Source organism: Streptomyces sp. NBC_00102 (assembly GCF_026343115.1).
Classification (GTDB): domain Bacteria; phylum Actinomycetota; class Actinomycetes; order Streptomycetales; family Streptomycetaceae; genus Streptomyces.
On record NZ_JAPEMC010000002.1, the window covers coordinates 453,278 to 466,001 of the forward strand.

Genomic DNA, 12,724 nt, shown 5'->3' on the forward strand with positions numbered 1-12,724 from the left:
CGCCCGCACGGGGCGTGCGGCCCGGACCGGCACGCCGTCGCCCCGCGCGGCCCGCCGGTCGTACCACCCGTCCCGCCCGCCGTCACCAGCCGGCCGAAGGGCCCGTCAGCTCGCGGATGGCCGGCCGCGCCGCGTCCAGCACCGTCATGAACCACGCGGAGAACGGCCCCTCGGCGTGCCGCTCGGCCAGTTCCTCGGCGGTCACGAACACCGTCTCGCCGACCTCCTCCGGGTCGGGCTCCGGGGCGTCCTGGGCCAGACCGACGTACAGGTGGTTGAACTCCTGCTCCACCAGGCCCGACGCGGGGTCGGGGTGGTTGTAGCGCACGGTCCCGGCGGCGGCCATCAGCGACGGCGAGATGCCCAGCTCCTCGTACGTACGCCGGGCGGCGGCGGCGAAGGGCGCCTCACCCGGGTAGGGGTGACCGCAGCAGGTGTTCGACCACACGCCGGGGGAGTGGTACTTGCCCAGCGCCCGGCGCTGGAGCAGCAGCCGTCCCCGCTCGTCGAAGAGGAAGACCGAGAAGGCGCGGTGCAGCCGACCGGGGGCCTGATGGGCGGAGAGCTTCTCCGCGGTGCCGATGGTGGTGCCGCTCTCGTCGACCAGTTCGAGCATGATCGCTTCTGCGGAGCCGTTCGACGAGCTGTGCGTCGCGGTGGCTGGTGTGGTCGGCATACCCATCCTTCGCTTTGGTTCCCGGCCTGGTGCGCCCGGACCCCTGGAGTCCGGTCAAGTCTGCCCCACAAATGCCGCTTGTCCGTACTTCGGTTCCGGGCATGTCAGCCCCCGTGCGGGCCGGGCGGCCGCGCGGGGGCTCCCTCACGTCACCTGCAGAGTCTCGCCTCGTGGGCCGCGTGTCCGCTCGGTTCCAGCTGGAAGGTGCAGTGCTCCACGTCGAAGTGGTCGCCGACGCATCCCTGAAGGTCGTGGAGGAGTTTCTCGTGCCCGATCGAGTCCAGCATCTCCTGGTGGACGACTACGTGTGCGGAGAGCACCGGCATGCCGGAGGTGATCGTCCAGGCGTGCAGGTCGTGGACGTCCAGCACGCCGGGCAGCGCGATGATGTGGGCGCGCACCTCGGCCATGTCCACTCCCTTGGGTGCGGACTCCAGCAGCACGTTGACGGTCTCGCGCAGCAGCTTCACCGTGCGCGGGACGATCATCAGACCGATCGCCAGGGAGGCGATCGGGTCGGCCGCCTGCCAGCCGGTGGCCAGGATGACGCCCGCCGCCACGAGGACGGTGACCGAGCCCAGGGTGTCCGCGAGCACCTCCAGGTAGGCGCCCCGGACGTTCAGGCTGTCCTTCTGCCCGCCCATCAGCAGGGTGAGCGAGACCAGGTTGGCGATCAGACCCACGGAGGCGAAGGCGATGGCCAGACCGCCGCGGGTGTCCGCCGGAGTGATGAAGCGGTCGACCGCCTCGAAGACCAGGAAGCCGCCGACGCCCAGCAGCAGGAGGCAGTTGGCCAGGGCCGCCAGGATCTCGGCGCGGGCGAACCCGAAGGTACGGTTCGGTCCCGCCGGGCGGTTGGCGAAGTGGATGGCGAGCAGCGCCATGCCCAGCCCCAGCCCGTCCGTCGCCATGTGGGCGGCGTCGGCGATCAGGGCGAGCGAGTCGGCGAGTACGCCGCCGACGATCTCCATGACCATGACGCCGAGGGTGATGCCCAGGGCGGTCCGCAACCGCCCCAGGTACGCGGCCGAAGCCGTGGCGGGTGTGCCGTGCGTATGACCGTGGTCGTGGCCGGCCCCCATGCGCATGCCTCCAGACGGTGGTACGGCTCGGGCCGTCGCCACCCGAGGAAGCCCAGTGAACTACGGGCCGGGGGTATCGGGCAACACGGTGTTGAACACCGTTGTCGTCTGCTCTGACCTGCACAAATGTGCGAGGGGTCGTCAGTGGCGGGCGGCCTCCGGGCGGTGCAGCAGCCAGCCCTCCCACGCGGACTCCACCATCTCCCGCGCGCCCCGGCGCGCCGACCAGCCGAGTTCCCCGGCGATGCGTGCCGCCGAGGCCACCGACTTCGCCGCGTCACCCGCGCGAGGCGCCTCCACGACCGGCTCCGTACGGTTCCCGGTGACCTCGGCCACCAGGGAGGCGAGCTCGCGCACCGAGACGCCCTCGCCGCGTCCGATGTTCACCGTCAGGTCACCGGGAGTGTCCCGCTCTTCCAGGTGGCGTGCGACCGCCAGGTGCGCGTCGGCGAGGTCGGCGACGTGGATGTAGTCACGGACGCAGGTGCCGTCCGGGGTGGGGTAGTCGGCGCCGAAGACCCGGGGCGCCTCGCCGCGCGTCAGCCGGTCGAAGAACATGGGGATCACGTTGAAGACCCCGGTGTCCGCGAGGGCGGGCTCGGCCGCGCCCGCCACGTTGAAGTAACGCAGGCAGGCGGTGGACATTCCGTGGGCGCGACCCGTGGCGCGCACCAGCCACTCGCCCGCGAGCTTCGTCTCGCCGTACGGGCTGATCGGCGCGCAGCAGGTGTCCTCGGTGATCACCTCGGCCTCGGGGACGCCGTAGACGGCGGCGGAGGAGGAGAAGACGAAGGAGCGCACACGCGCCGCGGCGCAGGCTTCCAGCAGGACGGCGAGCCCGGTGACGTTCTCCCGGTAGTACAGCAGCGGCTGCTCGACCGACTCGTCCACCCGCTTCTTGCCCGCGAGGTGCACCACGCCCGTGACCGCGTGGTCGGCCAGCAGCCGGTCCAGCAGCGCACGGTCCGAGGAGGAGCCGCGTACCAGTTCGATGTCCGCCGGGAGCCGCGCGGCCACACCCGTGGACAGGTCGTCGAGCACGACGGCCTTCTCGCCGGAGGCAGCCATGGCCTTCGCCACGTGTGCCCCGATGTATCCCGCACCGCCAGTGATCAGCCACGTCATGCCGGTCAGCCTACGGGGTGTCCCGCAGCCCCCGGCCGGTGTCCCTCGCCGTCCGGGACGCCCGGCGGTGTACGGACCCCGCGGTTTCCGGGACGGCCGCGCACAGGGTTTGTCGCGCGGCGGCCCGATCAAGGAGGATGATCACTAAGCGGCGAACAGCGTGCAGGGCTGACCCGAACAGAGCACAAATGGGCAGTGAACTCAACCTTCTGTTCATCCGATAGCCTCTGCCGATGTGCCGCAGGCTCGCCGGCCCTTACCGGGCCGCCCCGCGTGCCCGTCCATGCCCGGATCCAAGGAGTGAGTTCGTCTGTCGACCGCCATCCTCACCGGTGTGCCGGTACCCGGGTCGTCGATCGAGGACGACCTGCGCGCCCTCGGCTTCGACGTCCGGCCCGCCGCCGACGCCGGTGAAGCCGCCGCACTCCTCCAGCACGTCCCCGCGGGCCACCGCGTCGCCCTCGTGGACCCCCGCTTCGTCGGCCACGTCCACGCACTGCGCCTCGGACTCACCGACCCCCGGTTCGCCGCCGCCGGTATCCCCGGCGCGCTGGCCGTACAGTCCGACGCGCGAGCCGCGCTGCTGCGCGCGATGGACCGGACGATCGCGGCGGTCGGCGCCGGACGGCCGGTGGCCGACGGCCAGGGACCGGACCGGGCCGAGGACCGCACGGTCCCGGGCCGCATCGCGCTCGCCCTGGAGGCCGAGGGGACGGCCGTACAGCGTCCCGAACTCGGCTCGCTCACGGCCACCGTCCCCACCACCCCCGAGGAACTGGCCGCCGCACGGGCTGCCGTCGCGGCCGTGGACGACGAGGCGGTACGGCTGCGCAGCGCGGTGAAGGCCCACGACGGCTTCTTCACCACCCACTTCATCAGCCCGTACTCCCGTTACATCGCCCGCTGGTGCGCGAGACGCGGACTCACCCCGAACCAGGTCACCACCGCCTCGCTGATCACCGCGCTCGTCGCGGCCGGCTGCGCGGCGACCGGGACCCGGGCCGGATTCGTGGCCGCCGGGCTGCTGCTCCTCTTCTCCTTCGTCCTGGACTGCACCGACGGGCAGTTGGCCCGCTACTCCCTTCAGTACTCGACGATGGGCGCGTGGCTCGACGCCACCTTCGACCGCGCCAAGGAGTACGCCTACTACGCGGGCCTCGCCATCGGCGCCTCCCACATGGCGGGCGGCGACAGCGACGACGTGTGGGCCCTCGCGCTCGGCGCCATGGTGCTCCAGGCCTGCCGGCACGTCGTCGACTTCTCGTTCAACGAGGCCAACCACGACGCGGTCTCCAACACCAGCCCCACCGCCGCCCTCTCCGACCGGCTCGACAGCGTCGGCTGGACGGTCTGGCTGCGCCGGATGATCGTGCTGCCCATCGGCGAGCGCTGGGCGATGATCGCCGTGCTGACCGCGTTCACCACGCCCCGGATCGTCTTCTACGCCCTGCTCGTCGGCTGCTCGCTCGCCGCCTGCTACACCACGGCCGGCCGCCTGCTGCGCTCGCTCACCCGCAAGGCACGGCGTACCGACCGCGCCGCGCGCGCCTTGGCCGACCTCGCCGACTCCGGCGTCCTCGCCCAGGCCGTGGCCGTCGTACGCCGCCCGGGCGGCGGCTTCACCGCCCCGCTGCTGGCCCTGGTGGGCAGCGGCCTGATGATCGCGACCGCCCTCCTCGCCCCCTACGGCAGCTGGTGGCCGGTCGCCGCAGCGGCGGTGTACACGCTCCTGGCCGGACTCGCCGTCTCGCGCCCCCTCAAGGGCGCGCTCGACTGGCTCGTCCCCCCCTTCTTCCGCGCCGCCGAGTACTGCACGGTCCTGGCGCTCGCGGCCCGCAGTGGCGTACCGCACGCCGTCCCCGCGGCGTTCGGCCTGGTCGCGGCGGTCGCCTACCATCATTACGACACGGTGTACCGGATCCGGGGCGGCACAGGCGCCCCGCCGCGATGGCTGGTCCGCACCGTCCTCGGGCACGAGGGCCGCACTCTCGTGGTGGCCCTGTTCGCCGCCGTACTCGGCACCCGAGCCGACTTCACCACGGCCCTCACCGCGCTCGCCGCGGCCGTGGCTCTGGTGGTGACCGTGGAATCCATCCGCTTCTGGGTGTCCTCCTCGGCCCCCGCCGTACACGACGAAGGAGAACTCGCATGATCGGCCTCGTACTGGCAGCCGGTGCAGGACGACGTCTGCGCCCCTACACGGACACGCTGCCCAAGGCGCTCGTGCCGGTGGACGGCGAGAAGACCGTGCTCGACCTGACCCTGGCCAACTTCGCCGCGGTCGGTCTGAAAGAGGTCGCGATCGTCGTCGGCTACCGCAAGGAGGCCGTGTACGCCCGCAAGGCCGAGCTGGAGGCCACGTACGGCCTCTCGATCACCCTGGTCGACAACGACAAGGCCGAGGAGTGGAACAACGCCTACTCCCTGTGGTGCGCCCGTGAGGTACTCAAGCGCGGCGTGATCCTCGCCAACGGCGACACCGTGCACCCCGTCTCCGTCGAGGAGACCCTGCTCGCGGCGCGCGGCGAAGGCCGCCGGATCATCCTCGCCCTCGACACGGTGAAGAGCCTCGCCGACGAGGAGATGAAGGTCATCACCGACGAGAACGGCGTGCGGCGGATCACCAAGCTCATGGACCCCGCGACGGCCACCGGCGAGTACATCGGCGTGACCCTGATCGAGCCCGAGGCCGCCGAGGAGCTCGCCGACGCGCTGAAGGCGACCTTCGAGCGCGACCCGGACCTCTATTACGAGGACGGCTACCAGGAACTGGTCAACCGCGGCTTCTCCGTCGACGTCGCCCCCATCGGCGAGGTGACCTGGGTGGAGATCGACAACCACGCGGACCTCGCGAAGGGCCGTGAGATCGCGTGCCAGTACTGACCCGGCTCATCCCCTCCCCGCTGGTCGTCGACATCCGCCGAGGCGCGATGGACGACCTGGCGGGGGTCTTGCACGACCAGCGGATCTCCACCTCGGGCAAGCTGGCCATCGCGATCAGCGACGGCTCCGGCCGCGCCCTGAAAGAACGCCTCGCGCCGCTCCTGCCCGGAGCGGACTGGTACTCCGTGAGCGACGGCACCATCGACTCCGCGGTACGGCTCGCCAACGGGATCAAGGGCAACCGGTACGACGCCGTGGTCGGCCTCGGCGGCGGCAAGATCATCGACGTGGCGAAGTACGCCGCCGCGCGCGTCGGGCTGCCGCTGGTCGCCGTGGCCACCAACCTCTCGCACGACGGCCTCTGCTCCCCGGTCGCGACCCTGGACAACGACAACGGCCGCGGCTCCTACGGCGTACCCACGCCGATCGCCGTCGTGATCGACCTCGACGTGGTCCGCCGCGCGCCGGCCCGGTACATCCGTTCCGGCATCGGGGACGCCGTCTCCAACATCTCCTGCGTGGCCGACTGGGAGCTCGCCCAGCGGATCAACGGCGAGGAGGTCGACGGGCTCGCCGCCGCCATGGCACGCCAGGCGGGCGAGGCGGTCCTGCGTCACCCCGGCGACATCGCCGACGACGAGTTCCTCAAGGTGCTGGCCGAGGGACTGGTCCTGACCGGCATCTCGATGGCGGTCGCCGGCGACTCGCGCCCGGCCTCGGGAGCGTGCCACGAGATCAACCACGCCTTCGACCTGCTGCACCCGTCGCGCGCCGCCAGCCACGGGGAGCAGGTCGGCCTGGGCGCCTGCTTCGCCATGCACCTGCGCGGCGCCCACGTCCAGTCGCAGCAGATGGCAGACGTCTTCCGCCGTCACGGCCTGCCCGTGCTGCCGGAGGAGATCGGCTTCACCGCCGACGAGTTCGTCGAGGTGGTCGACTTCGCCCCTCGGACGCGCCCGGGACGTTTCACGATCCTGGAGCACCTCAACCTGTCCACCGACCAGATCAGGGACGCGTACGCCGACTATGCAAAAGCCATCCGTAGCTGAACTCCGTCCGGTCGTGCACCCCCCGGGCGTGAAGGACCGCCGCAGCGGTGAGCACTGGGGCGGTCGGCTCTACATGCGTGAGATCTCCTTGCGCATCGACCGGCACCTGGTGAACACCCGGATCACCCCCAACCAGCTGACCTACGTCATGACCATCGCCGGCGTGCTCGCCGCGCCCGCCCTGCTCGTCCCCGGCATACCGGGAGCGGTGCTGGGTGTCGTCATGGTCCAGCTCTACCTCCTGCTCGACTGCGTCGACGGTGAGGTGGCGCGCTGGAAGAAGCAGTTCTCGCTGGGCGGGGTCTACCTCGACCGGGTCGGCGCCTACCTGTGCGACGCCGCCGTGCTCGTCGGGCTCGGCCTGCGCGCCGCCGACATGTTCGGCACCGGGCGGATCGACTGGCTCTGGGCCTTCCTCGGCACCCTCGCCGCCCTCGGCGCCATCCTGATCAAGGCGGAGACCGACCTCGTCGGCGTCGCGCGCCACCAGGGCGGGCTGCCGCCCGTCAAGGAAGCCGCGTCCGAGCCCCGCTCCTCCGGCATGGCGTTCGCGCGCCGCGCCGCCGGAGCGCTCAAGTTCCACCGCCTGATCCTCGGTGTCGAGGCGTCCCTGGTCGTCCTGGCCGCCGCCATCGCCGACATGGTCAGGGGCGACCTCTTCTTCACCCGCCTCGCGGTCGCGGTCCTGGCGGGCATCGCCCTGCTCCAGACCGTCCTGCACCTGGTGTCGATCCTGGCGTCCAGCCGTCTGAAGTGAGTACCCCATGAAACTCGGCGCGGTCATCATCACCATGGGCAACCGTCCCGTGGAGCTGCGCGCCCTCCTCGATTCGGTCGCCGCGCAGGACGGCGACCGGATCGAGGTCGTGGTCGTCGGCAACGGCGCCCCCGTGCCGGACGTCCCCGAAGGCGTCCGGACCGTGGAACTGCCCGAGAACCTCGGCATCCCGGGCGGCCGCAACGTCGGCATCGAGGCGTTCGGCCCCGGCGGCACCGACGTGGACGTGCTGCTCTTCCTCGACGACGACGGCCGGCTGGCGAGGACCGACACGGCCGAACTGTGCCGCCGGGCGTTCGAGGCGGACCCGGAGCTGGGCATCGTCAGCTTCCGCATCGCCGACCCCGAGACCGGCGTCACCCAGCGGCGGCACGTTCCCCGGCTGCGCGCCTCGGACCCGATGCACTCCTCCCGGGTGACGACCTTCCTCGGCGGCGCCAACGCGGTGCGCACCGCCGTGCTCGCCCAGGTCGGCGGACTGCCCGACGCGTTCTTCTACGCCCACGAGGAGACCGACCTCGCCTGGCGGGCGCTCGACGCCGGGTGGCTGATCGACTACCGCGCGGACATGGTGCTCAGCCATCCGGCCACCGCTCCCTCCCGGCACGCCGTCTACCACCGGATGGTCGCCCGCAACCGGGTCTGGCTCGCCAGGCGCAATCTCCCCGCTCCGCTGGTCCCGGTCTACCTGGGAACCTGGGTGTTGCTCACCCTGGTGCGGCGACCCTCGGTCCCCGCGCTCAAGGCGTGGTTCGGCGGTTTCCGGGAAGGATGGACGGCACCCTGCGGCCCCCGGCGTCCCATGCGGTGGCGCACGGTCTGGCGGCTGACGAAGCTGGGCCGTCCCCCGGTGATCTGACCGGCTCCGAGAGCCTGTCGGGTGGCCTTCGACCGGTCGGTGGACGCGGTCGGGTGCGTGCGATTCCAAGGCGGCGGGATGGCCTCGTAGTGGAGCTACGGGGACGTTCCGGCACCGGGGGAGGCGTGCGTGCCAGGGCGTGGCCGCCCGATCGGAGGCCGCCCCGACTGGTTCTGAGACCATGGGACCCGTACGCATTCCTTTCCGGGTCCTGTCCGCCTGCGCCGCGCTCCTTCACCGGCCGCGTGGATCGAAGACGAGAGTTTCCATCTGTGAGTGACACAACGCACGACGGGCGGGTCGCCATGAGCATCCCCCCGTCGGCCGACGAGGGGCTGAGCCCGGCGCAGCTGGCCGAGAAGTACGGCCTCACCGTGAGCGGCGCCCGGCCCGGGCTGTTCGCCTACGTCCGCCAGCTCTGGGGCCGCCGCCACTTCATCATGGCGTTCTCCCGGGCGAAGCTGACCGCTCAGTACAGCCAGGCCAAGCTCGGCCAGCTGTGGCAGGTGGCCACCCCGCTGCTGAACGCACTGGTCTACTACCTGATCTTCGGCCTGATCCTCGGCACGCAGAAGGGGATGGGCCAGGACGTCTTCATCCCGTTCCTGGTGACCGGCATCTTCGTCTTCACCTTCACCCAGAGCTCGGTCATGGCGGGCGTCCGCTCGATCTCCGGCAACCTCGGCCTGGTGCGGGCCCTGCACTTCCCCCGCGCCTCGCTGCCGATCTCGTTCTCCCTCCAGCAGCTCCAGCAACTGCTGTACTCGATGATCGTGCTGGTGGCGATCGCCGTGGCGTTCGGGAACTACCCCACCCTCTCGTGGCTGCTGGTGATCCCCGCCCTGGCGCTCCAGTTCTGCTTCAACACCGGACTCGCGATGGTCATGGCCCGCCTCGGGAGCAAGACCCCCGACCTGGCGCAGCTGATGCCCTTCGTGATGCGGACCTGGATGTACGCGTCCGGCGTCATGTTCTCCATCAGGCTGATGCTCCAGGACAAGCCGCAGTGGATCGCCAACGTGCTCCAGTACAACCCGGCGGCCATCTACATGGACCTGGTCCGCTTCGCCCTCATCGACGGCTACGGCGCGGAGAACCTCCCGGCCCACGTCTGGGTCGTCGCCACCGCCTGGGCGCTCGCTGTGGGAGCCCTGGGCTTCGTGTACTTCTGGAAGGCAGAGGAGCGGTACGGCCGTGGCTGACGACAACACTCAGGGGCGGGTCCCCACCGTCATCGCGGACGGCGTCCACATCGTGTACCGCGTCAGCGGCGGGGGCGGCGGCAGGGGCAGTGCGACCGCCGCCCTCAGCCGCATGGTCCGCCGGGGCAAGGGCGAGCCCCGCGGCATCCGCAAGGTCCACGCCGTGCGCGGAGTCACTTTCACCGCGTACCGGGGCGAGGCCATCGGTCTCATCGGCACCAACGGCTCCGGCAAGTCGACGCTGCTGCGCGCCATCGCCGGTCTGCTGCCGACCGAGAAGGGCCGGGTCTACACGGACGGCCAGCCCTCGCTCCTCGGCGTGAACGCCGCCCTGATGAACGACCTCACCGGCGAGCGCAACGTCGTGCTCGGCGGACTCGCCATGGGGATGACCCGCGAGGAGATCCGCTCCCGCTACGAGGGGATCGTGGACTTCTCCGGCATCAACGAGAAGGGCGACTTCATCACCCTTCCGATGCGGACCTACTCCTCCGGCATGGCGGCCCGTCTGCGGTTCTCCATCGCGGCGGCCAAGAACCACGACGTGCTCATGATCGACGAGGCGCTGGCGACCGGTGACCGGAAGTTCCGGGTCCGTTCCGAGGAGCGCATTCGCGAGCTGCGCAAGGAGGCCGGCACGGTCTTCCTGGTCAGCCACAACAACGGGACGATCCGCGACACCTGCGACCGGGTCCTGTGGCTGGAAAAGGGCGAGCTCCTCATGGACGGGCCGACGGAGGAAGTCCTCCGCGCCTACGAGCGGGAGACCGGCAAGTAGTCCGGCCGACGGGCACGGGCCGGACACCGCGGGTGCCGCCGGGCGAAACGGTTCGCCCGGCGGCCCTCCTGCGTCCGTCCGCCTGTGGTGGTAGCCGGAGATCGATTCTCCACCTGGCGGACGATGCCAAGTCTCCCGGAGCCGTGGAAGGTTGGGTCCCAGGGAGCCGGGCGCGACGGTGCGCAACACCCGGTCGATGCCGTGTGAGCCGTACAACGTAAGCTGTACCGGTGCTGATTCGCGGCAAGTGTGCCGATACGCCCGCAGCACGCGGCCAGGGTGCGCAGGGGCACTCGGGAGATCGGGCGGCGTGTCCGAAAAGGGATGTTTTGGGTCAGCAGTGTAGAACGGGAGATGTGACGGCAATGACGGACAATCTCCAGCTCCGACGTGGTTTCGCCGTCCCCGCGCCGGGCGGTACGACGTGACCCGTACCCACCAGGCGCCGCCCCCGGTCGCCACGCTCGACAAGGCCGCGGACGAGAACTTCCCCGTGGCTCCCTTCTTTCTGCCCCGCGCCTGGCGCGACGACCTGATGGCGGTCTACGGATACGCCCGGCTCGTCGACGACATCGGCGACGGCGACCTCGCCCCTGGCGGTGCCGACGCCCGCCACCTGGGCCTGGACCCCGGCGACGACCGGCTCGCCATGCTCGACGCCTTCGAAGCGGATCTGCGGCGCGTCTTCTCGACCGACGGGGACGACCCGCACCACCCCCTGCTGCGCGCCCTGCGCCCCACCGTGCGCCGGTGCGCGCTCACCCCCGAGCCGTTCCTCGGACTGATCGAGGCCAACCGGCAGGACCAGAAGGTCCGCCGCTACGCCGATTTCGACGAGCTCCTCGCGTACTGCGAACTCTCCGCCAACCCCGTCGGCCGGCTGGTTCTCGCCATCACCGGGACCACCAGCCCGGAGCGGGTACGCCGCTCGGACGCCGTCTGCACCGCGCTGCAGATCGCCGAGCACCTCCAGGACGTCGCCGAGGACCTCGGCCGCGACCGGATCTACCTGCCCGCCGACGACATGGCGCGCTTCCACGTGACCGAGGCCGACCTGGCCGCGCCGACCGCCGGCGCGTCGCTGCGGGCCCTGATCGCCTGGGAAGCGGAACGCGCCCGGGAACTGCTGGGTGAGGGCGTCCCCCTGGTGGGTAGCGTCAACGGCAGACTCCGGCTGCTGCTCGCCGGATTCGTCGCCGGAGGGCGGGCCGCCCTCGACGCGATCACGGCGGCCGGCTTCGACGTACTGCCCGGACCGCCCAAGCCCACGAAGCCCAGCCTGCTGCGGCACGTGGGAGTTGTCTTGCGAAGTGCGCGAAGAGAGGGATGACTCCGAAAGTGGAGGGACAGACGACGTCCATGTCGGCACCGGTGGCGGCTGCGTACAGCTACTGCGAGGCCGTCACGGGTCAGCAGGCACGTAACTTCGCCTACGGCATCAGACTGCTGCCGTCCGAGAAGCGGCAGGCGATGTCCGCGCTGTACGCCTTCTCGCGCAGGGTCGACGACATCGGTGACGGCGAACTCGACCCCGGGACGAAGAAGACACGGCTGGAGAGCACCCGCGAGCTGCTCGGCAGGGTCCGCGACGGCAAGGTCGAGGAGGACGACACCGACCCGGTGGCCGTCGCGCTCGCCGACGCCGCCCGGCGCTTCCCGCTGCCGCTCGGCGGACTCGACGAGCTGATCGACGGCGTGCTCATGGACGTGCGCGGAGCGACGTACGAGACCTGGGACGACCTGAAGACCTACTGCCGCTGCGTCGCCGGAGCCATCGGCCGCCTCAGCCTCGGCGTCTTCGGCACGGAGCCCGGCGCGCCCGGAGCCGACCGCGCCGCCGAGTACGCCGACACGCTCGGGCTCGCCCTCCAGCTCACCAACATCCTGCGCGACGTGCGCGAGGACGCCGGCAACGGCCGTACCTACCTGCCCGCCGACGACCTCGCCAAGTTCGGCTGCTCCGAGGGCTTCCACCGGTCCACCCCGCCGGCCGGCTCCGACTTCGCGGGCCTCATCCACTTCGAGGTCCGCAGGGCCCGCGCCCTCTTCGCCGAGGGCTACCGGCTGCTCCCGATGCTGGACCGCCGCAGCGGCGCCTGCGTCGCCGCGATGGCCGGGATCTACCGCCGCCTCCTGGACCGCATCGAGCGCGACCCCGGGGCCGTCCTGCGCGGCCGGGTCTCCCTGCCCGGCCACGAGAAGGCGTACGTCGCGGTCCGCGGTCTCTCCGGACTCGACGCGCGTCACGTCTCGCGCCTGACCCGGACGGGCCGCCCGTGACCCACCGCGGCA

Annotated in this window: 12 protein-coding genes; 9 read left to right on the top strand and 3 right to left on the bottom strand. The window is 71.3% G+C overall.

What is annotated here, in order from left to right:
• Window positions 1-82 precede the first annotated feature (82 nt).
• The 3 genes from idi to galE all read right to left on the bottom strand — a co-directional run bounded on the left by idi (window position 83) and on the right by galE (window position 2,883).
• On the bottom strand, window positions 83-676 hold the full coding sequence (gene idi, locus OHA55_RS29495) for an isopentenyl-diphosphate Delta-isomerase (RefSeq protein ID WP_266712057.1): 594 nt from the start codon (window positions 674-676) through the stop codon (window positions 83-85).
• Window positions 677-825: 149 nt separating this feature from the next.
• Window positions 826-1,758: a cation diffusion facilitator family transporter gene (locus OHA55_RS29500; protein WP_266712488.1), complete on the bottom strand. Its 933-nt coding sequence runs from the start codon at window positions 1,756-1,758 to the stop codon at window positions 826-828.
• A 141-nt stretch (window positions 1,759-1,899) separates the two neighbouring features.
• Entirely contained in the window at window positions 1,900-2,883 is a 984-nt protein-coding gene (gene galE, locus OHA55_RS29505) for a UDP-glucose 4-epimerase GalE (protein WP_266712059.1), read from the bottom strand.
• Between the two features lie 334 nt (window positions 2,884-3,217).
• On the opposite strand from galE, the gene OHA55_RS29510 reads away from it, so the two are divergent.
• The 9 genes from OHA55_RS29510 to hpnD all read left to right on the top strand — a co-directional run bounded on the left by OHA55_RS29510 (window position 3,218) and on the right by hpnD (window position 12,712).
• Window positions 3,218-5,035 (top strand): DUF5941 domain-containing protein, encoded by a 1,818-nt coding sequence (locus tag OHA55_RS29510; RefSeq protein WP_266712061.1) that lies wholly within the window; start codon window positions 3,218-3,220, stop codon window positions 5,033-5,035.
• Entirely contained in the window at window positions 5,032-5,766 is a 735-nt protein-coding gene (locus tag OHA55_RS29515) for a phosphocholine cytidylyltransferase family protein (RefSeq protein ID WP_266712063.1), read from the top strand. The genes OHA55_RS29510 and OHA55_RS29515 overlap by 4 nt, the downstream gene beginning before the upstream one ends.
• Window positions 5,754-6,815, top strand: coding sequence for an iron-containing alcohol dehydrogenase family protein (locus OHA55_RS29520; protein ID WP_266712065.1), 1,062 nt, complete (start codon window positions 5,754-5,756; stop codon window positions 6,813-6,815). Before OHA55_RS29515 ends, OHA55_RS29520 begins: the two co-directional genes overlap by 13 nt.
• Window positions 6,793-7,572, top strand: coding sequence for a CDP-alcohol phosphatidyltransferase family protein (locus OHA55_RS29525; RefSeq protein WP_266712067.1), 780 nt, complete (start codon window positions 6,793-6,795; stop codon window positions 7,570-7,572). The genes OHA55_RS29520 and OHA55_RS29525 overlap by 23 nt, the downstream gene beginning before the upstream one ends.
• A gap of 7 nt (window positions 7,573-7,579) precedes the next feature.
• Window positions 7,580-8,452 carry a glycosyltransferase family 2 protein gene (locus OHA55_RS29530; protein WP_266712069.1) on the top strand — a complete coding sequence of 291 codons (873 nt, stop codon included), beginning with the start codon at window positions 7,580-7,582 and terminating at the stop codon, window positions 8,450-8,452.
• 272 nt (window positions 8,453-8,724) lie between these two features.
• Window positions 8,725-9,654 (top strand): ABC transporter permease, encoded by a 930-nt coding sequence (locus OHA55_RS29535; protein WP_266712071.1) that lies wholly within the window; start codon window positions 8,725-8,727, stop codon window positions 9,652-9,654.
• The gene (locus OHA55_RS29540) at window positions 9,647-10,432 is read left to right on the top strand and encodes an ABC transporter ATP-binding protein (RefSeq protein ID WP_266712073.1); all 786 of its coding nucleotides are present in this window, start codon (window positions 9,647-9,649) and stop codon (window positions 10,430-10,432) included. The genes OHA55_RS29535 and OHA55_RS29540 overlap by 8 nt, the downstream gene beginning before the upstream one ends.
• A gap of 424 nt (window positions 10,433-10,856) precedes the next feature.
• On the top strand, window positions 10,857-11,762 hold the full coding sequence (hpnC, locus tag OHA55_RS29545; RefSeq protein WP_266712075.1) for a squalene synthase HpnC: 906 nt from the start codon (window positions 10,857-10,859) through the stop codon (window positions 11,760-11,762).
• Window positions 11,759-12,712, top strand: a complete 954-nt coding sequence (gene hpnD / locus OHA55_RS29550) for a presqualene diphosphate synthase HpnD (RefSeq protein WP_266712077.1) — start codon at window positions 11,759-11,761, stop codon at window positions 12,710-12,712. Before hpnC ends, hpnD begins: the two co-directional genes overlap by 4 nt.
• The last annotated feature ends 12 nt before the right edge of the window (window positions 12,713-12,724 follow it).

Excerpts from the sequence above, each read along its gene's own strand:
- OHA55_RS29515 (WP_266712063.1), top strand. The coding sequence starts at position 5,032 with ATGATCGGCCTCGTACTGGCAGCCGGTGCAGGACGACGTCTGCGCCCC.
- hpnD (WP_266712077.1), top strand. The coding sequence starts at position 11,759 with ATGACTCCGAAAGTGGAGGGACAGACGACGTCCATGTCGGCACCGGTG.
- OHA55_RS29530 (WP_266712069.1), top strand. The coding sequence starts at position 7,580 with ATGAAACTCGGCGCGGTCATCATCACCATGGGCAACCGTCCCGTGGAG.
- galE (WP_266712059.1), bottom strand. The coding sequence starts at position 2,883 with ATGACGTGGCTGATCACTGGCGGTGCGGGATACATCGGGGCACACGTG.
- OHA55_RS29500 (WP_266712488.1), bottom strand. The coding sequence starts at position 1,758 with ATGGGGGCCGGCCACGACCACGGTCATACGCACGGCACACCCGCCACG.
- OHA55_RS29525 (WP_266712067.1), top strand. The coding sequence starts at position 6,793 with ATGCAAAAGCCATCCGTAGCTGAACTCCGTCCGGTCGTGCACCCCCCG.
- idi (WP_266712057.1), bottom strand. The coding sequence starts at position 676 with ATGCCGACCACACCAGCCACCGCGACGCACAGCTCGTCGAACGGCTCC.